Here is a 22,221-nt window from a genome sequence, read left to right as displayed (position 1 = left end):
CTTAATTCCAGCATTGTGTCATATCCGGGCCAGTTGCATCACATTCGACAACCAGTCCACGAATACGCGCACGCGGGGTGACAAATGCCGGTTGTGCGAGTAGACGATGGACACCGGCATCGGCGCAGGCCGCCAGCCGGGCAGCACTTCCTCCAGTTCGCCCGCCGCCAGCAGTTGTTCCAGCCCGGCGCGCGGCATCTGGATCAGCCCCAGCCCTGCGCGGCAGGCGCCCAGGTAGGCTTCCGAGCTGCTCACCGAGATCCGGCTGCGCATCGTCACCGTGTGCGGCCGGCCGTCCGCGCCGAGGTATTCCCACGGCAGGTCGCGCCCGGTGTAGCTGGAAAAATAATTCACGGCCAGGTGCCGACCCAGGTCGGCCGGCGTCTGCGGCCTGCCGTGGGCCGCCAGGTAGGCCGGCGCGGCCACGTTGATCTGTTCCATCTGTCCCAGCGGCCTGGCGATCAGGCTGGAGTCGCGCAGCACGCCGCCGCGCACGGCGCAGTCGATCCCTTCGCCCACCAGGTCGGCCAGCCGGTCGTTCGAGGCCAGCCGCACGTCGATGTCCGGGTATTGCGCCAGGAAGGCGGGCAGGGCGGGAATCACGGTGCGGTGCGCCACCCGCTCCGGCAGGTCCACCCGGATGGTGCCGCTGGGTTTGCGTCCGTCGGCCAGGAACAGCCCGTTCAGGTCTTCCAGCTCGTTCAGCAGCGTGCTGCAGCGCTCCAGGTAGATCGCGCCTTCCACCGTCAGGCTCACCTTGCGCGTGGTGCGCTGCAGCAGCCGCACGCCGAGCTGTTGCTCGATGGCCTGCACCGCGTTGGTGACCGTGGGGCGCGGCAAATCCAGCTGCTCGGCGGCCTGCGTGAAGCTTTTGCTGTCGGCCACGGCCTTGAAGATCTGCATGGTGCGGAACTGGTCCATTGTTAATCCCGGCCGAATAAAGTTGTACGGATCTCGATATTTATTAGTCAATCCGAGAATAGCACAATGGCTGCACTCAACTTACCGGAGAACACCATGCAACAACGCAAACTCGGCAGCACCGGCCCTCTCGCCGCGCAAATCGGCCTCGGCCTGATGGGCATGTCCGACCTGTACGGCCCGGCCGACCGCGCCGAAAGCATCGCCACCATCCACGCCGCGCTGGACGCCGGCGTCACCCTGCTCGACACCGGTGACTTCTACGCCATGGGCCACAACGAGCTGCTGCTGCGCGAGGCGCTGGCAGGGCGCAACCGCGACGCGGCTCTGGTGAGCGTGAAGTTCGGCGCCCAGCGCGACCCCGCCGGCAACTGGCTCGGCATCGACAACAGCCCGGCCGCCGTGAAGACTTCGGCCGCCTATTCGCTGCAGCGGCTGGGCATCGGCCACATCGATATTTACCGCCCGGCCCGGCTGGACCACAAGGTGCCCATCGAGGACACCGTCGGCGCCATCGCCGACCTGGTGAAGGCCGGCCATGTGAAGCACATCGGCCTGTCCGAGGTGGGCCCGGAAACCTTGCGCCGCGCGCACGCCGTGCACCCGATTGCGGACCTGCAGATCGAATATTCGATGATCTCGCGCGGCATCGAGAACGGCATCCTGCAGACCTGCCGCGAGCTGGGCATCGGCATCACGGCTTACGGCGTGCTGTCGCGCGGCCTGATCAGCGGCCACTGGAGCGCGCAGCGCGCTGGCGAGCAGGACTTCCGCAACCTGGCCAGCCCGCGCTTCCAGGGCGACAACCTGCACCGCAACCTGGCGCTGGTGGAGCGCGTGCGCGCCATCGCTGCCGGGCTGGACGCGTCGGTGGCGCAGGTGGCCATCGCCTGGGTGCTGGCGCAGGGCGCGGACATCGTGCCGCTGGTGGGCGCCCGCAGCCGCCAGCGCCTGCAGGAAGCGCTGGGCGCCAATACGCTGGCCTTGTCCGCAGCCGACCTGGCCGCGCTGGCCTCGGCCGTGCCGCCGGAAGCGGTGGCCGGCAAGCGCTACGGCGAGTACGCCTATGCCCACCTGGACAGCGAAAAAGCCTGAAATGGGAAAGCATCGGAAAAGCGGATGATTTTGAACCGATAATTGCGCTTTTTTATCGTCAAATTAAATCATAAGATGACTCCATCGAAACGCAATTCACCTCTCTAGGAGAACATCATGAATGCCAAACAAATCATCGCTTCCGTATCCCTGATCTTCGCTGCCGGCGCCGCTTTCGCCGAACCAGCCAACCTGAACTTCCCCAGCCTGGCGGCGCAGAAAGCCGAAGTGAGCCGCGAAGCGGTGAAAGCCGAAGTCATCCGCGCCCGCAACGCCGGCGAACTGGAGCTGACCGAGGTGAACTACCCGCCGCTGGCCGCCACCGCTTCCACGCTGACCCGTGAACAAGTGAAGGCGGACGTGATCGCCGCCCGCGCGAACGGCGAGCTGGACATCAACGAAGTGAACTACCCATCGTTCTTCGACGCCCGCGTGCAGCGTCCCGCCGCCACTCTGACGGCCTCGGCAAAACGCAGCGCCGCTGCTCAATAAAGAGGCGTGGTTTGATTTGCGCAACACCCCGGCCCGCGAGGCCGGGGTCGCGCTTCGATTAAGTGGTTTTCCTACCTCCATTCGGAGTATTCTTGACTTACAAGAACATTCCGTGGAGACAGCAGTGACCAATCTTTCCTTCCGCCAGAAACTGTGGATCCCCTTGATCTGCAGTCTCTTCTGCATCACCGCCGTCTTCCTGTACGACGCCATCCACCTGCGCAACGTGCGCATCGAAGAGCGCATGGCCGACCTGGCCAACCTCGACGACCTCGGCATCAGCGTGCTGAAAATGTACGGCGACAAGGCCCAGTCCGGCGCCATGAGCAAGGAAGAAGCCCAGAAACAGGCCATGGCCGTCATCAAGAGCATGCGCTATGGCAAAGATGGCTATCTTTCCATCACCAGCAATGCCGGCGTCACGGTCATGCATCCCATCAAGCCGGAAAACGACGGCAAGAACATGATGGACTTCAGGGACCCCAAGGGCACCTATCTGTACCGCGACATCGTGGCCGTGGCCAACAGCCCGGCCGGCGCCGGCTTCGTCAAATACTGGTGGCCGCGGCCCGGCGCCAAGGAAGCCTCGCCCAAGCTCAGCCACGTCATCGCGTACAAGCCGTGGGAATGGACCCTGATCACCGGCGTCTACACGGACGACATCGACGACGCCTTCCAGGCCGGCCTGCTCAAGTCCGGCGGCGTGCTGCTGCTGGTGTGCGCGCTGCTGGCCGCCATCGTCAGCTACATCAACCGCAGCCTGCGCCACACCATCGGCGGCGAGCCGGAGTACGCGGCCGAAGTGGCCTCGCGCATCGCGGGTGGCGACCTAAGCGGCACCGTGCACACCAGCCCGCGCGACACCAGCAGCGTGCTGCATGGCATGAAGGCGATGCAGGCCAGCCTGGCTGCCACCATCGGCGAGATCCGCCGCAGCGCCGACACCATCGCCACCGCCTCGTCCGAAATCGCCAGCGGCAATATGGACCTGTCGGCCCGCACCGAGTCGCAGGCCAGCTCGCTGGAGGAAACCGCCGCCTCGATGGAGCAGCTCACCACCACCGTCAGCCACAACGCCGACAACGCGGCCGAGGCCAACAAGCTGGCCAAGGCCGCCTCGCAGGTGGCGCAGCAGGGCGGCACGGTGGTGTCGCAGGTGGTGCAGACCATGGACACCATCAACCACTCGGCCACCCGCATCGTGGACATCATCAGCGTGATCGACGGCATCGCCTTCCAGACCAATATCCTGGCCTTGAACGCGGCGGTGGAAGCGGCGCGCGCGGGCGAGCAGGGACGCGGCTTCGCGGTGGTGGCGAGCGAAGTGCGCAACCTGGCGCAGCGCTCCGCCTCGGCGGCCAAGGAGATCAAGGAACTGATCAACGATTCGGTGGGCAGCATCGAGGCCGGCAGCGCGCTGGTGGCCAAGGCCGGCGCCACCATGGACGAAGTGGTGGGCAGCGTGGCCAAGGTCACCCACATCATGGGCGCCATCACGGCCGCCACCGGCGAGCAAAGCACCGGCATCGGCCACGTGAACCAGGCCATCACCGAGATGGATTCGGTCACGCAGCAGAACGCGGCGCTGGTGGAGCAGGCAGCGGCGGCGGCGGGCGCCATGCAGGAGCAGGCGGCCAACCTGGCGTCGCTGGTGTGCCGCTTCCGTTTGCATGCGCACGAAACCGGCGTGGCGCTGATACGCTAAGGCGGAGCTTCAGGCCCGAACAGCTCGGCCACGAAGTCCACAAAGGCCTTCACCTTGGCGGCGCGCTGGTGCTTCTGCTGATACAGCACGGAGACGTCCGGCCCCGCCGCCTGCCAGTCCTGCAGCAGCGGCACCAGCGCGCCGCTGCGCAGCGGCTCCCGCAGCGATACCGACATGTGCTGCACGATGCCGGCGCCGGCCACCGCTGCTGCGGTCAGCGCTTCCACGTGGTCCATCGCCAGCTTGCCCTGCGGCGTGAAACTGAACGCCTCGCCCTCATGCTGGAAGCGCCACGCGCGCACCTGGCGTGACTTCGGGTACAGGAAATTCAGACAGGGGAAATCGCCCAGCTGCTCCGGCGCCTGCGGCACGCCGTGGCGCGCGATGAAGGCCGGCGAGGCGCACGTGATGTACTGCGTGCGGCACAGCGTGCGCGCCACCAGCTGCGAATCCGGCAGCTCGCCGATGCGCAGCAGCACGTCCACGCCTTCCTCCACCATGTCGATCATGCGGTCGCCGGCAGTCATCTTCAGGGTAATGTCCGGGTAGCGTTCCATAAAACGCGGCAGCGCCGGCGCCACGTAAAGCCGCGCCAGGATGCCTGGCATGTCCACCCGCAGCACGCCGCGCGGCTGCTGCGCCGATTCCTGCAGGCTGTCTTCCAGCTCGCCCATCTCGCCCAGCAGGCGCAGCGCATAGGCGTGGCATTGCCGGCCCTCGCCGGTGAGCGACATGCTGCGCGTGGTGCGGTTCAGCAGCTTGACGCCGAAGTGCGCCTCCAGCGCGGCGATCTGGTTGGTGACGGAGGAGGTGGAGATGCCCAGCTTGTCGGCCGTGCGGCTGAAGCCTCCGGTTTCCACCACCGTGCAAAACACTTTCAGCGCATCCAGCCGGTCCATGTCCGCTCCTGTTGTTGGGTTCCACACCCGATTGTCCACGATTTCGAAATACTGCATCGGCCGCCGCCCCGTTTTTCTCTGCGCCTCGCCTCTCTACACTGGTTTCATCAACCACAGGAGCACATCATGCAAGCAATGATCTCGAAACAGGCAGGCGCGCCGCTGGCGCTGGAAAACATTCCCGTGCCGGCGCCAGCCGCCGGCCAGGTGCTGGTGCGCATCGCCGCCAGCGGCGTCAATCCGCTCGACCTGAAAATCGCCTCCGGCCAGGCCGGGCACGCGAAGATGCCTTTGCCCGCCGTGCTGGGCATCGACATGGCCGGCGTGGTGCAGGCGGTGGGCGCGGGCGTGAGCGGCTTCCAGCCGGGCGACGAAGTGTTCGGCATGACAGGCGGGGTGGGCGGCGTGCAAGGTTCGCTGGCGCAGTACGCGGCGGTGGATGCGGACCTGCTGGCGCACAAGCCGCTCACCGCCTCGCTGCGCGAAGCGGCCGCGCTGCCGCTGGTGTTCATCACCGCCTGGGAAGGGCTGGTGGACCGCGCGCGGGTGAGCGCCGGCCAGAAGGTGCTGGTGCACGGCGGGGCCGGCGGCGTGGGCCACGTGGCGCTGCAGCTCGCGCGCGCCTTCGGCGCCGAGGTGTTCGCCACCGGCAGCGCCGGCCAGCGCGCGGCGATCGAGGGTTTCGGCGCCACCTTCATCGACTACCGCACCGAACCGGTGGCCGGCTACGTGCAGCAATACACGGACGGAGAGGGCTTCGACATCGTGTACGACACGGTGGGCGGCGCCACGCTGGACGCTTCCTTCGCGGCGGCGCGGCTGTATGGCGGCCACGTGGTGAGCTGCCTGGGCTGGGGCACGCATGCGCTGGCGCCGCTGTCCTTCCGCGCGGCGACCTACTCGGGCGTGTTCACCTTGCTGCCGCTATTGTCGGGCAAGGGCCGCGCGCAGCACGGCGCCATCCTGCGCGAGGCGGCAAAGCTGGTGGATGCGGGCAAGCTGCGCGTGCAGCTCGACCCGGCGCGCTACGCGCTGGCCGACGTCAATGCCGCCCATGCCGCCTTGTCCGGCGGCGCGGCGCGCGGCAAGCTGGTGATCGACGTGGATTAGTTTGCCGGGGCCGGCGGCGCAGCAGGAGCCGGTGCGGCAGGAGCGGCAGCCGGCTCGAACACCAGCTTGCCGTCCACCACCTTGAATTCGCCCACCTTGGCGCCGGTGGCCGGTCCGGTCTCGCTGACCAGCGCGCAGCTTTGGGTCTCCACCTGCCACACCTGGTCGCCCGAGCGCAGGCTCCAGAAATTGTCGGGCGACGAGAACACTTCCACGTCCACCTCATCGACGATCATCTCGCCCAGCGGAATCTGGCGCTGACAATCCGGCATGCGCGTCGCCACCAGGATCATGCGCGCGTTATCGTTCCAGAAGTAGTCCTGCTGGCGCCGCAGCGACAGCGTGTGGTTGCCGGTGCTGTCCGTATAGTAGGTTGCGCTGTCTCTGGCGCAGCCAGTCAGCAGCAAGGGGAGCATGGCGAACAGGATCTTGCGCATGGCGGCATGTCTTTCTGTGGGCATGGACCTATTATAGCGGTGCCCATGCGCTGCCGCACTATTGGCAATAGAGCAATGAAATCGCATGATGATCGGCTACACTCGTGTATTCCTATGCAACCGGGAACGACCGCATCATGAATGGAACCTCCGCGCAAGACGACACCAGTTTCCGCCGCATCCTCGCGCGCAACATCACCATGCCGCTGGTGGCCGGCGTGGTCAACGTGGGCGTGTTCGCCGCCATCCTGGTCTACCTGCTGAGCGTTCTCACCTGGGTGGAGCACACCGAGCGCGTGATCGGCAACGCCAACGAAATCGCCAAGCTGATGGTGGACCAGGAATCCGGCATGCGCGGCTTCGCGCTCACCGGCGACGAGAGCTTCCTCGCCTCCTACAAGCTGGCCAAGCCGAAGATGGACACCGCGCTGGCCACGCTGCGCGAGATGGTGGCCGACGATCCGGTGCAGGCGGGCCGCGTGCGCAACATCGCGGCCCAGCAGCGGCAGTGGGACGGCTTCGCGCAGGACGTGATCGAGCGCCGCCGCAAGGGAGCAGACTACCTGGAGCCGATCAGGGCCGGGCGCGGCAAGCTGGAATTCGACGAAGTGCGCAATCTGTTCCAGCTGTTCGTCGCCAGCGAGCAGCGCCTGCTGGCCGAGCGCCGCGCCGACGCCAGGTCCGTCACCGGCATCGCCGTCATCGCCTTCGTGCTGGTCAGCCTTGTGGTCAGCGGCCTGCTGGCCATGCTCGGACGGCGCGACATGCGCAAACTGTCCGATATTTATGGCGCGGCCCTGCAGGAACAGGCCGGGCATGCCGAACGCCTGCAGGAACAGGCCTGGCTGCGCGCCGGGCAGACCCAGCTCGCCGAGCAGGGCATAGGCCAGATGGCGCTGCCGCAGCTGTCGTCCGCGCTGCTGCAGTTCCTGTCGCACTACATGGGCGTGGCGGCGGCCGCGCTGTATGTGCGCGAGCCGGACGGCAGCCTGCGCCGCGCCGCGTCGTACGGCTACGGGCAGGAGGACGAGCAGTACGGCGCCGTGCTGGCGGCCGGCCAGGGCTTGCCGTGGCAGGCGGTGCAGCAGCGCCGCGTGATCCAGCTCGACAATCTGCCGGACGATTACGTGAAGATCAGCAGCGGCATGGGCGCCGCGCCGCCGCGCCACCTGCTGCTGGCACCGGTCGACAGCGACGGCGCGGTCAACGGCGTGGTGGAGCTGGGCTTCCTGGCGCCGGTGACGCCACGCCAGCTGGACTTCATCAAGCTGGTCAGCAGCAATATCGGCACCGCCATCGAAGCCACGCTGGCGCGCCAGCGCATCGCCGAAGTGCTGGCGGAAACGCAGCAGCTGAACGAGGAACTGCAGGTGCAGCAGGAGGAGCTGCGCACCGCCAACGAGGAACTGGAGGAGCAGTCGCGCGTGCTGGAGGAATCGCAGGCCAGCCTGGAGAACCAGAAGGCGGAGCTGGAACAGACCAACGAGCAGTTGTCCGAACAGGCGCTGGTGCTGGACCAGAAGAACGAGGCCCTGGGCGAGGCCCAGCAGCAGCTGGAGGAGCGCGCGCTGGACCTGGAACGGGCCAGCCAGTACAAGTCCCAGTTCCTGGCCAATATGTCGCACGAGCTGCGCACGCCGCTCAATAGTTCGCTGATTTTGGCCAAGCTGCTGTCGGAGAACGGGCAGGGCAACCTGAACGAGGAACAGGTGCGCTTCGCGCAGACCATTTACTCGGCCGGCAACGACCTGCTCAACCTGATCAACGACATCCTCGACATCTCCAAGGTGGAGGCGGGCAAGCTGGAGCTGGCGCCCGAGGAGTTGAACGTGCAGCAGGTGGTGCGCGGCCTGGGCCATGTGTTCGAACCGCTGGCGCAGCAGAAGCACTTGCAGTTCACGGTGGAGCTTGCGCCGGGCCTGCCGGACACGGTCTACACCGACCGCCAGCGCCTGGAGCAGATTTTGAAAAACCTGCTGTCGAACGCCATCAAGTTCACCGAAGCGGGGCGCATCGCGCTGCGCGTGTCGGCCGACGCGGCGGGCCAGCTCAGTTTCGCCGTCAGCGATTCCGGCATCGGCATCCGCGCCGACCAGCACGAGACCATCTTCGGCGCCTTCCAGCAGGCCGACGGCACCACCAGCCGCCGCTACGGCGGCACCGGCCTGGGGCTGTCCATCTCGCGCGACCTGGCGCGGCTGCTGGGCGGCAGCATAGAGCTGAGCAGCCAGCTGGGCAAGGGCAGCACCTTTACGCTCATCCTGCCCGCGCAATGGGCCGCGCCCGCGCACGGCGCCGCCGTGCTGGCGCCGCCCATGCCGCAGGCATCCGCCGCTGCAGCCGCCTCGAGGGCGGCACCGGCAGCCGCGCCTGCGCCTGCAGCCGCATCGGAGCCGGCGCCAACCAACCACGCCGCGCCCGCCCCGCGCCCCTTTGACGACGACCGCGATCTGGCGCCGCCGCCCGAGCGCCTGGTGCTGGTGGTGGAAGACGAACCCGCGTTCGCCCGCATCCTGTACGACCTGGCGCACGACATGGGCTACCGCTGCGTGGTGGCTTTCGCCGCCGACGAAGGCCTGCGGCTGGCCGAACAGCACCGCCCCGACGCCATCCTGCTCGACATCCGCCTGCCCGACCGTTCCGGCCTGTCCGTGCTGCAGCTGCTGAAGGACAATCCGAATACCCGCCACATCCCGGTGCACGTGGTGTCCGCCTCCGAAAACGCGGAAGCGGCGTTGCACATGGGCGCCATCGGCTTTGCGCTCAAGCCGGCCACGCGCGGCCAGCTGGAGGACGTGTTCCGCAAGCTGGAAGACAAATTTACGCAGAAGATCAAGCGCCTGCTGCTGGTGGAAGACGACGCCCGCCAGCGCGACAGCGTGGTGGCGCTGATCTCGGACGACGACATCGACATCACTGCCGTGGAATCGGGCGAAGAAGCGCTGGCGCTGCTGCGCACCACCATCTTCGACTGCATGATCATCGACCTGAAGCTGCCGGACATGCAGGGCAACGAGCTGCTGCAGCGCATGGCGCAGGAGGAGATCGCGTCCTTCCCGCCGGTGATCGTGTACACCGGCCGCAACCTCACGCGCGCCGAGGAAGCGGACCTGCATAAATACTCGCGCTCCATCATCATCAAGGGCGCCCGTTCTCCCGAGCGGCTGCTGGACGAAGTGACGCTGTTCCTGCACAAGGTGGAGTCGCAGCTGTCCAGCGAGCGCCAGAGCATGCTGAAGACGGTGCGCAGCCGCGACCGCGTGTTCGAGGGCCGCCGCATCCTGCTGGTGGACGACGACGTGCGCAACATCTTCGCCCTCACCAGCGCGCTGGAGCAGAAGGGCGCCACGGTGGAAATCGGCCGCAACGGCGCGGAAGCGATCGAGAAGCTGAACGCGGTGCCCGAGATCGACCTGGTGCTGATGGACGTGATGATGCCGGTGATGGACGGCCTGGAAGCTACGCGCCGCATCCGCGCCGACGCCCAGGGCCGCTATGCGCGCCTGCCCATCATCGCCATCACCGCCAAGGCCATGAAGGACGACCAGGAACAGTGCCTGGCCGCCGGCGCCAACGACTACCTGGCCAAGCCCATCGACCTGTCCCGCTTGTACTCGCTGCTGCGGGTGTGGATGCAGCCATGAGCCACGATGAACATCCCCGCAGCAGCATCGACATCGAGCTGACCATGCTGATGGAAGCCATCTATCAGAAGTACAGCTACGACTTCCGCGACTACACCGGCGCCTCGCAGAAGCGCCGCGTGCTGCACGCCATGGGCGAGATGAAGTGCGACACCGTCTCCGTGCTGCAGTCGCGCGTGCTGCACGACCCGGCCGCCTTCACGCAGCTGCTGCAATACCTCACCATCCCTGTCACGGAAATGTTCCGCGACCCGGCTTACTACGCCGCGCTGCGCGAGCACGTGGCGCCGGTGCTGTCCACCTACCCGTCGCTGAAAATCTGGGTGGCCGGCTGCAGCACCGGCGAGGAAGTCTATTCCATGGCCATCCTGCTGAAGGAGGAAGGCCTGCTCGAGCGCAGCATCATCTACGCCACCGACATCAATCCGCAGTCGCTGGAGAAGGCCAAGAAGGGCGTATTCGCTTTAGACAGCATGCGCGAGTACACCGCCAACTACCAGGCCGCAGGCGGCAAGCGCGCCTTCTCGGACTATTACACGGCCGCCTACAACGCCGCGCTGTTCGACCGCTCGCTGATGGAAAACGTCACCTTCGCCGACCACAGCCTTGCCACCGACAGCGTGTTCGCCGAAACCCATTTCATCAGCTGCCGCAACGTGATGATCTACTTCAAGAAGAAGCTGCAGGAGCGCGCTGTCGGCCTGTTCCACGAATCGCTGTGCCATCGCGGCTTCCTCGGGCTGGGCAGCAAGGAGAGCATCGACTTCTCCGCCTACGGCCCGCGTTTCGAAGCGGTGGTGAAGCGCGAGCGCCTGTTCAGGAAGCTGTCGTGAGTACTTCCTTCAGCGGCCTGCTGCAAGGCCGCGCCTTCGAAGCCGTGGTGATAGGCGCCTCGGCCGGCGGCGTGGCGGCGCTGCTGGAGATCCTGCCCGGCCTGCCGGCCGGTGCGCCGCTGCCCATCGTGGTGGTGGTGCACATGATGCCGGGCCGCGCCAGCCAGCTGGCCGAGGTGTTCGCCCAGCGCATGGCGATGGCGGTGCGGGAAGCGGAGGACAAGCAGCCGGTGGCGGCGGGCACGGTGTACTTTGCGCCGCCCGGCTATCACTTGTCGGTAGAATCGGAGCGCTGCTTTTCGCTGAGCTGCGAGCCGCCGCACAATTTCTCGCGGCCCGCGATCGATTTCATCATGGCGTCGGCGGCGGACGTGTACGGTTCCGCGCTGGTGGGCATCCTGCTTACCGGCGCCAACCACGACGGCGCGGCGGGCCTGGCCGCCATCGGCGAGGCGGGCGGCCTCACCGTGGTGCAGGACCCGGCCGAGGCGCAAGTGGACGTGATGCCGCGCGCAGCCATCGGGCTGCGCGCGCCGGACCTGATATTGCCGCTGCGGGACATCCGCGCTTTGCTGGCGCTGCTGGAAACTGGATTGGAGAGGAGCTGATGCTGGAACGGACCAAGCTGCTGATCGTGGACGATCTGCCGGAGAACCTGCGCGCGCTGCACGCCTTGCTGCGCGACGAGGAGCGCGTGGTGTACCAGGCCGCCTCCGGCGAGGAAGCATTGGCGCTGCTGCTGGAGCACGACTTCGCGTTGGCCATCCTGGACGTGCAGATGCCCGGCATGGACGGCTTCGAACTGGCGGAGCTGATGCGCGGCACCGAGAAAACGCGCCACATCCCCATCGTTTTCGTCAGCGCGGCCGGCAAGGAGTTGAACTACGCCTTCAAGGGCTATGAAGCCGGCGCGGTGGACTTCCTCTACAAGCCGCTGGACGGCGACATGGTGAAGAGCAAGGTGAACGTGTTCGTGGCGCTGCACCGGCAGCGGCAGGAAACGCAGCAGCAGCTGGAAGCGCTGGAGAAGGCGCGCGCCGAGCAGGAAGCCACGCTGCAGGAATTGCATGCGGCGCAGGAGGACCTGCAGCGCGCCTTGCGCATGCGCGACGAATTCATGTCCATGGTGGCGCACGAGCTGCGCACGCCGCTCAATACCCTGTTCCTGGAAACACAGCTGCGCAAGCTGCAGATCGAGCGCGGCCTGCAGGAAGCCTTCAACCCCGAGGTGTGGAAGAAGATGGTGGCGCGCGACGACCGCCAGATCCAGAGCATGATACGGCTGATCGACGACATGCTGGACGTGTCGCGCATCCGCAGCGGCAAGCTGTCGATACGGCCTGCGGCCACCGAGTTGTCCGGGCTGCTGCAAAGGATCGTGGCGGATTTGTCGCGCCAGGCGCAGGAGACCGGCTGCGAGATCAGCCTGATCGCGGAGCGCGAGGTGAGCGGCTGTTGGGACGAGTTCCGGCTGGAGCAGGTGATCGTCAACCTGCTGACCAATGCGCTGCGCTACGGCTGCGGCAATCCGGTGGAAGTGAAACTGGAGGCGGACCAGCGGGAGGTCCGGATATCCGTGCGGGACGGCGGCGAGGGCATCAGCGAGGAGACCCAGGCGAGGATCTTCGAACCGTTCGAGCGCGGGCTGGACACCGGCGTGAGCGCGGGCCTGGGGCTGGGGCTGTACATCTCGCGCCAGCTCGCCGAAGCGCACCAGGGCACCTTGACGGTGGCCAGCGCGCCGGGCGACGGCTCCGTTTTCACGCTTACCCTGCCACGTTCGGCGGGTAACGGCGTGACCGCCTAGCCCGCCCTACAGCCCCAAGCCCCGTACCCGCGCAAGCTCAGAACTCTTCCCACTCGTCCGCCGGCTGGCTCGGCGCCAGGCGCTGCGCCGGCTTGGCGGCCGGGCGCGCGGCCACGGCGCGTGCCGGCGCGCCTGGCTTTGCCGGAGCCGGTGCAGGCACCGGCGCCCTGCGGCGCGGCGCCGGTGCCGGGACCCCGGCATGCGTCCCCGTCTTGAAGAACCCCACCACCGTCGCCAGGTTCCCTGCCTGCTCCTGCATGCTCTGCGACGCCGCCGCGGCCTCCTCCACCAGGGCCGCATTCTGCTGCGTCACCTCGTCCATCTGCGCAATCGCCGCGTTGATCTGTTCGATGCCCAGCGTCTGTTCCTGGCTGGCCGACGTGATCTCGCCCATGATGTCCGTCACGCGCTGGATGCTGGTGACGATATCGCCCATGGTCTGCCCGGCGTCGTTCACCAGGCGCGAGCCGGTGTCCACATTGGCCACCGACGCGTTGATCAGCTCCTTGATCTCCTTGGCCGCCGCCGCCGAACGCTGCGCCAGGTTGCGCACCTCGGACGCCACCACCGCGAACCCGCGTCCCTGTTCGCCCGCGCGCGCCGCTTCCACCGCCGCGTTCAGCGCCAGGATGTTGGTCTGGAACGCAATCCCGTCGATCACCGCGATAATGTCCACGATCTTGCGCGACGAATCATTGATGGTGCCCATGGTGTCCACCACCTGCGCCACGATGTTGCCGCCCCGGCTCGCCACTTCGGAAGCCGACTTGGCCAGCGTATTCGCCTGGCGCGCGTTGTCCGCGTTCTGCTTCACGGTGGAAGTCAGTTCCTCCATCGACGACGCGGTTTCCTCCAGCGAGCTGGCCTGGTGCTCGGTGCGCGAGGACAGGTCCAGGTTGCCCGCCGCGATTTCGCTGGACGCGGTGCTGATCGCATCGGTGCCGGTGCGCACCTGGCTCACCACGTTGAGCAGGCTGTCGTTCATGGCCCGCAGCGCGTTCAGCAGGCGGCCGGTTTCGTCGCCGCTGCCGGCCTCGATGTGCGAGGACAGGTCGCCCGAGGCCACCGTCTCGGCCAGGTCCACCGCCTTGTTCAGCGGCCCGGTGATGGAGCGCGTGATGAACCACGCCACGCCGGCGCCGACGGCGATGCCGGCAATGCCCAGCACCAGCAGCAGGATCTGCGAGCTGCGGTAGACCTGTTCCACGTCGACCGCCGCGTCGCTGGCCAGCTTGGCCTCGTAGTCGACGAATGCGTCCAGCGCCGTCAGCACGGCGGCCAGCGCAGGGCCGGTTTCCTTGAGCAGGAACTCGGTCGCGTCCTGGATTTCGCCGTCCTTGCGCAGCCGCACCAGCTCATTGTTCTTGGCGGCGCCGGATTTCAGCGCCTCGTCCACCGCCGCCATCAGCTGCCGTTCCTTGTCGTCGGACAGCAGCTTCATCATGGTTTCCCTGGCGGCGCCGTACCTCTTGCGCGCCTCGGCGATCTTGGCCAGTTCGGCGTTCATCTCCGGCGTGCCGGGCACCACGATCATGGTGGTCAGCGCCAGCGAGATGCTGCGCACGTTGTCCACCAGGACGTTGGCGGCGGCCATCTTCACGTTCTTGTCGGCCACGATGTCCTGCGTGCGGCTGCCGATGCGCGACAGGGAACTCAGGCCCAGGATCAGCATCGCCGTCAGCAGCGCGAGCACGATCGCGAACCCTACGCCCAGCCGGGCGCCAATTTTCAAGTTTGAGAGTGCCATGGTGTCCCCATTGTTACGTGGATTAATACGTGGATAATTGCGTGGATCGTTATTGGATAATGCTGGTCTCCCATTGTCCTTAAAACGGCGGGCTGGCGGCGCAAAATCTTGCCCCTCCGGCCCCGGAAAACTGCATGTTGTCGCGGAGTAACAACGCACTGCGGCACGCGGGCTGCGCGGCAGTCGTAAAATAGGCGGAAAGGAGGGGGCGGCGTGCGGCGTGACCTTGACAAGCGCGAATGGCTATGGCGGCGCAATTGCTCGCTGACGCCGCGCCAGACGGCGGTGGCGTGGGCGGTGCTGTGCGTGCTGTCGCTGGCCGTGGCCACGCTGTTCCTCCTGCACGGCGTATGGCAGGTGCTGTGCTTCACCGGCGTGGAGCTGGCCGCCGTGACGCTGGCCTTCCTGTGCTACGCCCGCCATGCCTCCGACTACGAACACGTGGTGCTGACCAGCGGCTGCCTGCTGGTGGTGAGCGTATCCGCCGGAAAAACGGTGCAGACCACGTTCCAGCCCGGCCGCACGCAGATCACGCCGCCGGAGCGCGGCGGCGACCTGGTCACGCTGGAGTCGCAAGGCGCCGCGTTGCAAGTGGGCCGCTACGCGCTGGCCCCGCAGCGCCTGGCCTTCGCCAGCGAGCTTCGCATGGAGCTGCTGGCCGGCCGTTTCTGATGTCTAGAACCGATAACCGACGCCCACCGCCAGCAGCAGTGGATCCACCTTCACCTTGCTGATGATGGCGCCCGCGCTATTGACGTCGCTGCGGATCTGCACCTTCTTCACATCCACATTGAGCGACCAGTTCCGGTCCAGCGCGAAGTCCGCGCCCGCCTGCAGCGCCAGGCCGAAGCTCTTGTGCTCCAGGCCCGCGTTGCCGTTCAGGATATGCACCTTGGACATGGTGGTGTAGTTCAGGCCCGCGCCCACGTAAGGCCGGAACTGCGCGTCCGGCCGGAAGTGGTACTGGGCCAGCAGCGTGGGCGGCAAGTGCTTCATGGTGCCGATGCTTTTCCCGTCCAGCAGCACGTCGTGTTTCTGCGGATAGGTCAGCACCAGCTCGGCCGCCAGGTTCGGCGTGAAGAAATAGGACACGTCGAACTCGGGGAAGGTCTTGCTGTCGATGGTGAGGCGGTTGGCCGCGCCGGCGCCGCCCACCGGGTCCGACTTGTCGGCCGGGTCCAGGTGCAGTGCGCGCACGCGCACCAGCCAGGGACTGGCTTCCGCCGCCGTGGCGTGGCCTGCGGCCAGGGTTGCGAGACCAATGATCATTGCTGCTACAGGGTGCTTCATGACTTCCTCTCTGCTTTGTCGTTAAGTAATGACGGCAGTGTATTGATAGGGGTCAACGAAAACTTTGATGTAAGTCAAACCATCCGCAAGCAGCCCTTTTTCGAATCGGCAAGGTGGCGCTCCCTGCAGCAAGCGCGGCATAGACTGGAATCTCCAATGCCATCGCATACAACGGCTCCAAGTTCTGGAACGCTGCGGCGACCAACTACACAGGAAAGGTAATGAGCCATGACCCATACACTTGCGGCAGTATTTGACAACCGGCGGGATGCAGAGCAAGCGCGCGACGCCGTGCTTGCGGGCGGCTTCCGCGACCTGGTAGTGCAACTCAGCCAGGCGGACGCGGACAGCAGTGCAGGCAGCACCGCGCCGCCGGCATCATCGGCCGAGCCGAGCCGCGACGACGGCTCGATCGGCAGCAGCATCAAGCGCTTCTTCAGCAACCTGTTCGGCGACGATGAGGACACCGAGACTTATACGGAAGCCGTCAACCGCGGCCACCATGTGCTGACGGTGCAGGCCGGCAGCTTGGAAGAAATGGAACGCGCAGCCGACATCATTGAAGCCTATGGCCCGTTCGATATCGATGAGCGCAAGAACGAGTGGAGCTCGGCCGGCTGGAGCGGCGGCCGGATGGCGGGTGCAGGCGCAACCGGCGGCCAGTACCTCGGCGCACAGCAAAGCGCGCAGGGCGGCACGTCGTCCAGCATGGGCGCACCAGGCACAGGCGGCACGCTGGACCTGGGCGGTTCGACAGGCCTGGGCGCCACGGCAGCGGTGGGCGGAGCGACCGACCTGGGCGCCACGCCAACCATCGGCGGCATGTCCGGCGTGGGCAGCACGGCAAGCATGGGCAGCACGTCCAGCATGGAAAGCGGCTCCGGCCTGGGCAACGCCTCGGGCGTGGGCGCCGGTTCGCTGCAAGGACAGGCGGGTGGTGCATCGCAGCAGTTCGCCGACACCGGCGGGCAGGCCATCCCCGGCGGCCAGGCGGGGCAAACGGCGGGCCGGCGCGGCGTGCAGCGTGGCGGCGTGCGCATCTATCAGCGCGTAACGGAAACGCCGCTCACTGAAAACCTGAGCCTGCGCGAGGAGCAATTGCTGGTGCAGCCGTTGCGCGCGGACGACCTGGTCGACCGGGACGACGACTACTACCGCAACCACTGGACCAGCAACTACGCCGGCACCGGCGGCACCTACGACGAGTACGCTCCAGCCTACCGCTACGGTTCCAGCATGGCCGGCGCCGATTCCAACCGGGGCCGCTCCTGGGACGAAGCCGAACCTGCGCTGCGCAGCAGCTGGGAGAGCCAGTATCCGCAGTCGGCCTGGGACAAATTCAAGGCTGCCGTGCGCCACGGCTGGGATCGTTTGACATCATGATCCGCTGATACAAATCTCCGCTCTGCAAGGAGGAAAAAGGGGGTGTAAGATAGGCACGCTTGAAATCCCGTCAACCCACCCCCTGAGGAGAAAGCATGGCGCAGCTCAACGTCAACGGATCAGTACGCGAATTCGAGGCGGAGGACGACACGCCGCTGCTATGGGTGCTGCGCGAGCAGCTGGGGATGACGGGAACGAAGTACGGCTGCGGCGTGGCGCAATGCGGCGCCTGCACCGTGCATATCGATGGTGAAGCCACCCGCAGCTGCGTCATGCCGGTATCGGCGCTCAACGCCAAACAGAAGATCGTCACCATCGAAGGGCTGTCCAAGGACGGCTCGCACCCGGTGCAGAAAGCCTGGGCCGCGCTGGATGTGCCGCAATGCGGTTTCTGCCAGTCCGGCATGATCATGGCCGCCGCCGCGCTGCTCAAGCAAAAACCGAAAGCCACCGACGCCGACATCGACGCGGCCATGACCAACATCTGTCGATGTGGCACCTACAACCGCGTGCGCGCGGCGATCAAGGTGGTCGCCAAGGGGGCGGACCCGAAATCGGCCGGCCTGGCCATTACGCATGTGGGCGACCACGCCGGGAGCAAAGCATGAGCCGCGCCCACGACCGTAGCGCGTCCGTCTCCCGTCGCAGCTTCCTGAAAGGCTCCGCGCTGGCCCTGGGCGGGCTGATGGTGCCGTTCTCGATCCCCTTCGACGCCGCCGCGCAGGAAGGTATTCCCCCCGAGGTGAACGCCTGGGTGGTGGTCAAGCCGGACGACACCATCGTCATCCGCATCGCCCGTTCCGAAATGGGGCAGGGCACGCTGACCGGCCTGGCGCAGCTGGTGGCCGAGGAACTGGACGCCGACTGGAGCAAAGTCACCACCGAATACCCAACCCCCGGCCAGAACCTGGCGCGCAAGCGCGTGTGGGGCAGCTTCTCCACCGGCGGCAGCCGGGGCGTGCGCGAGTCGCATGAATACGTGCGCAAAGGCGGCGCCACCGCGCGCATGATGCTGGTGCAGGCCGCTGCGGATGCGTGGCAGGTGCCGGCGGCGGAATGTACCGCAGCCAACAGCGTCATCACGCACGCGGCCAGCGGCCGCAAGGTCAGCTACGGCAAGGTGGCCGAGGCGGCCGGCAAGCTGACCGCGCCCGCCGACGTGAAACTGAAAGACCCGAAAGACTGGAAACTGGCCGGCAAGCGCCTGGCGCGGCTGGACACGGTGGACAAGACCACCGGCGCGCAAATCTACGGCATGGACCTGAAGCTGCCCGGCATGCTGAACGCCGCCATCAAGGACTGCCCCGTCTTCGGCGGCAAGGTGAAAAGCTTCGACGCCGCCGCCATCGAGAAGCGCCCCGGCGTGAAAAAGGTGGTGCAAGTGGGCGACAGCGCCGTGGCCGTGGTGGCGGACACCTGGTGGCGCGCCCGCACCGCGCTCGACGCGCTGCCCATCGTGTGGGACGAAGGACCGAACGCCAAGCTCTCCAGCGCCGACATCGCCGCCATGCTGAAGGAAGGCCTGGACGCGCCGGACGCCGTGGTCGGCAACAGTAATGGCGACGCGCGCGCAGCCATCGCCTCCGCCAAGCGCAAGGTGGAGGCAGTGTATTCCTATCCCTTCCAGAACCACGCCACCATGGAAGTGATGAACGCCACCGCCAAGTGGACGCCGGAGCGCTGCGAAGTGTGGACCCCGACGCAGAACGGCGAAGCGGCGCTGGCCGCCACGTCCGAAGCGTCCGGCCTGCCGGCCGCCAAGTGCGACGTGTACAAGCTGCACCTGGGCGGCGGTTTCGGCCGCCGTGGCGCGGTGCACGACTGGGTGCGCCAGGCGGTGGCGATTGCGAAAGAGCTGCCCGGCACGCCGGTGAAGCTGCTGTGGAGCCGCGAGGAAGACATGCAGCACGGCCGCTACCATCCCGTCACGCAGTGCAAGCTGACGGCGGGCCTGGACGAGAAGGGCAACATCACCGGCCTGCACATGCGCATTTCCGGCCAGTCCATCCTGGTGTCGGTCGGCATGGCCATCAAGGACGGCAAGGACCCCGCCGTATTCCAGGGCCTGAACGCGCCGGGGCCGGAAGCGTCCATCGGCTACACCTTCCCGAACCTGCTGATCGACCACGCCATGCGCAATCCGCCGGTGCCTGCCGGCTTCTGGCGCGGTGTGAACCTGAACCAGAACACCATCTACCTCGAGTGCTTCCTGGACGAAGTGGCGCACGCCACCAGGCAGGACCCGCTGGCGCTGCGCCGCAAGCTGATGGCGAACAACCCCAAGAACCTGGCCGTGCTGAACGCGGTGGCCGAGAAGGCAGGGTGGGGCAAGCCCGCGCCCAAGGGCGTGTTCCGGGGACTGGCGCAAACCATGGGCTTCGGCAGCTACGTGGCCGCATGTGCCGAGGTATCGGTCAATAAAAACGGCAAGCTGAAGATCCACCGCATCGTCGCCGCAACGGATTCGGGCCACGCCGTGAATCCGCAGCAGATCGAAGCGCAGGTGGAAGGTTCGTTCGTGTATGGCCTGTCCGCCGCGCTGTACGGCGAATGCACGCTGAAGGACGGCCGCGTGGAACAGACCAACTTCGACACCTACGTGCCGCTGAAGATGGATGAGATGCCGAAGGTGGAAACCATCGTCATGCCGTCCGGCGGTTTCTGGGGCGGGGTGGGCGAGCCGACCATTGCGGTGGCGGCGCCGGCGGTGCTGAACGCCATCTTCGCCGCCACCGGCAAGCGCGTGCGGGACCTGCCGCTGAAGAACCACAGCCTGAAGAAAACCTGACCCGGCAGGCCCCGCACCCCATGGCCACCACGCCGCCCGTCACCGCAATCCGCGCCGCCGCGCTGTCGCTTGCGTGGCTGGCTGCGCTGGCCTGCGGCGTGGGCGCCGCCCGGGCTGCCGACTTTTCCGCTCCCTTGCCGGGCGCCGCCGCTGGCGATGCGGCGCGCGGCCGCGCCATCGTCGCCAACCGCCAGGTGGGCCTGTGCCTGCTGTGCCACACGGGCCCCATCCCTGAGGAACGCTTCCAGGGCAACCTGGCTCCCCCGCTGGACGGCGCGGGCGACCGCTCCACCGCTGCCCAGCTGCGCCAGCGCATGGTGGACGCCGCCAGCATCAACCCGGCCACCATCATGCCCTCCTACTACAAGACCGAAGGCCTGACCCGCGTGAGCGCCGCCCACCAAGGAAAAACCATCCTCACCGCCCAACAGATTGAAGACGTGATCGCCTACCTGCAAACCCTGCGCGCGGAGCCCGCGCGATGAGCGCCAACGCCAACCGTCGCAAGCTGCTGCAAGCCGGTGCTGCGTTGCCGCTGCTGGCGCTGGTGCGCCCCGCGTCCGCCACGCCCGAAGCACTGCGCGCCGCCATTGCCGCCTACACCGGCGGCGCCGTCCCGCAAACCGGCAAAGTCACCTTCAACATCGCCAAGCTGATCGACAACGGCAACGCCGTCCCCGTCACCATCACCGTGGACAGCCCCATGACCGCAGCGGACCACGTCACCGGCATCGCCATCTTCAACGAGCGCAACCCGGAAACCGACATTGCCCGCTTCACACTGGGCGCGCGCAGCGGCAAAGCCGAAGTCTCCACCCGCATCCGCCTCGCCACCTCGCAAAAGCTGGTGGCGGTGGCGCGCATGAAGGACGGCAGCTACTGGCAGCAGACGGCGGACGTCATCGTCGCGCTGGCCGCCTGCATAGAAGGGGAGGCCATGTAATGGCGCGCGCCCTGATCCACATGCCAGCCACCGCGCGCAAAGGCGAAGTCATCGAAATCCGCGCCCTGATCGGCCACCCGATGGAAAGCGGCTACCGCCCGGATGCCGGCGGCAAGCTGGTCCCGCGCGACATCCTCACCAGCTTCACCTGCCGCTACAACGGCGAAACCGTGTTCAGCGCCGAGCTGCACCCCGCCATTTCCGCCAACCCCTACATCGCCTTCTTCACCGTCGCCACCGAAAGCGGCACGCTCGAATTCAGCTGGCAGGGAGACAATGGCTTTGCGCAGACCGAGAAGATGCCCATCACGGTGAGCGCAGCATGAAACGGGCCGCCGGCGCCGCCGTGGCGATAGCCGCCGCTGCCGCCGCCCTCGTAGCGGCTGCCGCTGCCGTTGCCCCGGCCGGCGCCGCCCCGCCGGACACCCGCAAATCCGGCGCCGAATTCATGGGCGCCTCCACCCAGGCCATGCAGCGCGACGACACGCAAAACCCCGCCATGCTCTGGATCAGCGGCGGCGAAACGCTGTGGAACGCCAAGGCCGGCAAGTCCGACCGCTCCTGCGCCAGCTGCCACGGCGACGCCAAACAAAGCATGCGCGGCGTCGCCGCCCGTTTCCCCGCCTTCGACAAGGCCAGCAAGCGCGTCATCACCCTGAGCCAGCGCATCGACATGTGCCGCCAGGGCGCCCAGCAAGCCGCCCCCCTCAAGCCCGAAAGCGACGACCTGCTCAGCCTCGAAAGCTACGTCGCCATGCAATCGCGCGGCATGCCCGTGAACCCGCCGCAGGACCCCGGCACCAGCGCCGCTGCCGCCAAGGGCCGGCAGCTCTACCGCCAACGCATCGGCCAGCTCAACCTGTCCTGTGCCCAGTGCCACGACGACAACTGGGGCCGCAAGCTGGCCGGCGCCACCATCCCGCAAGGCCACGCCAACGCCTATCCCATCTACCGCCTTGAATGGCAAGCCATGGGCTCCCTGCAGCGCCGCCTGCGCAACTGCATGAGCGGCGTGCGCGCCGAAGTGCCGGCCTACGGCGCGCAGGACCTGGTCGACCTTGAAGCCTATCTTTCCCTCCGCGCCAGAGGCATGGCGCTGGAAACCCCGGGCGTACGCCCATAACAAG

Annotated in this window: 21 protein-coding genes; 16 read left to right on the top strand and 5 right to left on the bottom strand. The window is 67.0% G+C overall.

The genetic code is table 11. The features are described 5' to 3' along the window. Positions 1 to 18 precede the first annotated feature (18 nt). Complete coding sequence (locus AC56DV_RS01145; RefSeq protein WP_496312477.1) at positions 19 to 921, bottom strand: LysR family transcriptional regulator; 903 nt, start codon at positions 919 to 921, stop codon at positions 19 to 21. 96 nt (positions 922 to 1,017) lie between these two features. On the opposite strand from AC56DV_RS01145, the gene AC56DV_RS01140 reads away from it, so the two are divergent. The 3 genes from AC56DV_RS01140 to AC56DV_RS01130 all read left to right on the top strand — a co-directional run bounded on the left by AC56DV_RS01140 (position 1,018) and on the right by AC56DV_RS01130 (position 4,213). After that, positions 1,018 to 2,016, top strand: coding sequence for an aldo/keto reductase (locus AC56DV_RS01140; protein ID WP_496312476.1), 999 nt, complete (start codon positions 1,018 to 1,020; stop codon positions 2,014 to 2,016). 117 nt (positions 2,017 to 2,133) lie between these two features. Next, positions 2,134 to 2,508 carry a DUF4148 domain-containing protein gene (locus AC56DV_RS01135; protein WP_496312475.1) on the top strand — a complete coding sequence of 125 codons (375 nt, stop codon included), beginning with the start codon at positions 2,134 to 2,136 and terminating at the stop codon, positions 2,506 to 2,508. Positions 2,509 to 2,632: 124 nt separating this feature from the next. Further along, positions 2,633 to 4,213: a methyl-accepting chemotaxis protein gene (locus AC56DV_RS01130; protein ID WP_496312474.1), complete on the top strand. Its 1,581-nt coding sequence runs from the start codon at positions 2,633 to 2,635 to the stop codon at positions 4,211 to 4,213. Here the strand turns inward: AC56DV_RS01130 and AC56DV_RS01125 are convergent. Next, positions 4,210 to 5,112 (bottom strand): LysR family transcriptional regulator, encoded by a 903-nt coding sequence (locus tag AC56DV_RS01125; protein WP_496312473.1) that lies wholly within the window; start codon positions 5,110 to 5,112, stop codon positions 4,210 to 4,212. The two genes, AC56DV_RS01130 and AC56DV_RS01125, sit on opposite strands and share 4 nt — an antisense overlap. 126 nt (positions 5,113 to 5,238) lie before the next feature. On the opposite strand from AC56DV_RS01125, the gene AC56DV_RS01120 reads away from it, so the two are divergent. Further along, positions 5,239 to 6,222 (top strand): zinc-dependent alcohol dehydrogenase family protein, encoded by a 984-nt coding sequence (locus tag AC56DV_RS01120; RefSeq protein WP_496312472.1) that lies wholly within the window; start codon positions 5,239 to 5,241, stop codon positions 6,220 to 6,222. Here AC56DV_RS01120 and AC56DV_RS01115 read toward each other — a convergent pair. Next, entirely contained in the window at positions 6,219 to 6,683 is a 465-nt protein-coding gene (locus tag AC56DV_RS01115; RefSeq protein WP_496312471.1) for a hypothetical protein, read from the bottom strand. The two genes, AC56DV_RS01120 and AC56DV_RS01115, sit on opposite strands and share 4 nt — an antisense overlap. Positions 6,684 to 6,796: 113 nt before the next feature. Here AC56DV_RS01115 and AC56DV_RS01110 point away from each other — a divergent pair, with 113 nt between their 5' ends. The 4 genes from AC56DV_RS01110 to AC56DV_RS01095 are packed head-to-tail and all read left to right on the top strand — an operon-like array spanning position 6,797 to position 12,943. Beyond that, positions 6,797 to 10,303, top strand: coding sequence for a response regulator (locus AC56DV_RS01110; RefSeq protein ID WP_496312470.1), 3,507 nt, complete (start codon positions 6,797 to 6,799; stop codon positions 10,301 to 10,303). Continuing rightward, a complete protein-coding gene (locus AC56DV_RS01105) occupies positions 10,300 to 11,136 on the top strand; it encodes a CheR family methyltransferase (protein ID WP_496312469.1) in 837 nt (278 codons plus the stop codon). Before AC56DV_RS01110 ends, AC56DV_RS01105 begins: the two co-directional genes overlap by 4 nt. Then, positions 11,133 to 11,744: a chemotaxis protein CheB gene (locus AC56DV_RS01100; protein WP_496312468.1), complete on the top strand. Its 612-nt coding sequence runs from the start codon at positions 11,133 to 11,135 to the stop codon at positions 11,742 to 11,744. The genes AC56DV_RS01105 and AC56DV_RS01100 overlap by 4 nt, the downstream gene beginning before the upstream one ends. Then, positions 11,744 to 12,943 (top strand): hybrid sensor histidine kinase/response regulator, encoded by a 1,200-nt coding sequence (locus AC56DV_RS01095; RefSeq protein WP_496312467.1) that lies wholly within the window; start codon positions 11,744 to 11,746, stop codon positions 12,941 to 12,943. The genes AC56DV_RS01100 and AC56DV_RS01095 overlap by 1 nt, the downstream gene beginning before the upstream one ends. A gap of 37 nt (positions 12,944 to 12,980) precedes the next feature. Here the strand turns inward: AC56DV_RS01095 and AC56DV_RS01090 are convergent, their stop codons facing one another. Continuing rightward, entirely contained in the window at positions 12,981 to 14,690 is a 1,710-nt protein-coding gene (locus AC56DV_RS01090; protein ID WP_496312466.1) for a methyl-accepting chemotaxis protein, read from the bottom strand. A 213-nt stretch (positions 14,691 to 14,903) separates the two neighbouring features. Here AC56DV_RS01090 and AC56DV_RS01085 point away from each other — a divergent pair, with 213 nt between their 5' ends. Further along, on the top strand, positions 14,904 to 15,362 hold the full coding sequence (locus AC56DV_RS01085; protein ID WP_496312465.1) for a DUF2244 domain-containing protein: 459 nt from the start codon (positions 14,904 to 14,906) through the stop codon (positions 15,360 to 15,362). Between the two features lie 3 nt (positions 15,363 to 15,365). Here AC56DV_RS01085 and AC56DV_RS01080 read toward each other — a convergent pair whose 3' ends face one another. After that, the gene (locus tag AC56DV_RS01080) at positions 15,366 to 15,959 is read right to left on the bottom strand and encodes an OmpW/AlkL family protein (RefSeq protein WP_496312464.1); all 594 of its coding nucleotides are present in this window, start codon (positions 15,957 to 15,959) and stop codon (positions 15,366 to 15,368) included. A gap of 249 nt (positions 15,960 to 16,208) precedes the next feature. Here AC56DV_RS01080 and AC56DV_RS01075 point away from each other — a divergent pair, with 249 nt between their 5' ends. The 7 genes from AC56DV_RS01075 (at position 16,209) to soxA (ending at position 22,217) form a co-directional block, all read left to right on the top strand. Continuing rightward, positions 16,209 to 17,363 (top strand): hypothetical protein, encoded by a 1,155-nt coding sequence (locus tag AC56DV_RS01075; protein WP_496312463.1) that lies wholly within the window; start codon positions 16,209 to 16,211, stop codon positions 17,361 to 17,363. 95 nt (positions 17,364 to 17,458) lie between these two features. Further along, a complete protein-coding gene (locus AC56DV_RS01070) occupies positions 17,459 to 17,971 on the top strand; it encodes a (2Fe-2S)-binding protein (RefSeq protein ID WP_496312462.1) in 513 nt (170 codons plus the stop codon). After that, positions 17,968 to 20,151: a xanthine dehydrogenase family protein molybdopterin-binding subunit gene (locus AC56DV_RS01065; RefSeq protein WP_496312461.1), complete on the top strand. Its 2,184-nt coding sequence runs from the start codon at positions 17,968 to 17,970 to the stop codon at positions 20,149 to 20,151. The genes AC56DV_RS01070 and AC56DV_RS01065 overlap by 4 nt, the downstream gene beginning before the upstream one ends. A 20-nt stretch (positions 20,152 to 20,171) precedes the next feature. Further along, the gene (soxX, locus tag AC56DV_RS01060; RefSeq protein ID WP_496312460.1) at positions 20,172 to 20,636 is read left to right on the top strand and encodes a sulfur oxidation c-type cytochrome SoxX; all 465 of its coding nucleotides are present in this window, start codon (positions 20,172 to 20,174) and stop codon (positions 20,634 to 20,636) included. Next, the gene (locus tag AC56DV_RS01055) at positions 20,633 to 21,094 is read left to right on the top strand and encodes a SoxY-related AACIE arm protein (protein ID WP_496312459.1); all 462 of its coding nucleotides are present in this window, start codon (positions 20,633 to 20,635) and stop codon (positions 21,092 to 21,094) included. The genes soxX and AC56DV_RS01055 overlap by 4 nt, the downstream gene beginning before the upstream one ends. Beyond that, positions 21,094 to 21,420, top strand: a complete 327-nt coding sequence (gene soxZ, locus AC56DV_RS01050; protein WP_496312458.1) for a thiosulfate oxidation carrier complex protein SoxZ — start codon at positions 21,094 to 21,096, stop codon at positions 21,418 to 21,420. Before AC56DV_RS01055 ends, soxZ begins: the two co-directional genes overlap by 1 nt. Further along, a complete protein-coding gene (gene soxA / locus AC56DV_RS01045) occupies positions 21,417 to 22,217 on the top strand; it encodes a sulfur oxidation c-type cytochrome SoxA (protein WP_496312457.1) in 801 nt (266 codons plus the stop codon). Before soxZ ends, soxA begins: the two co-directional genes overlap by 4 nt. The last annotated feature ends 4 nt before the right edge of the window (positions 22,218 to 22,221 follow it).

This window comes from Massilia sp. BGA-UO-ETr-WB1 (assembly GCF_059567845.1).
The sequence above is the reverse complement of the archived record's forward strand: the minus strand, read 5'-3'. Positions and strand labels throughout refer to the sequence as shown.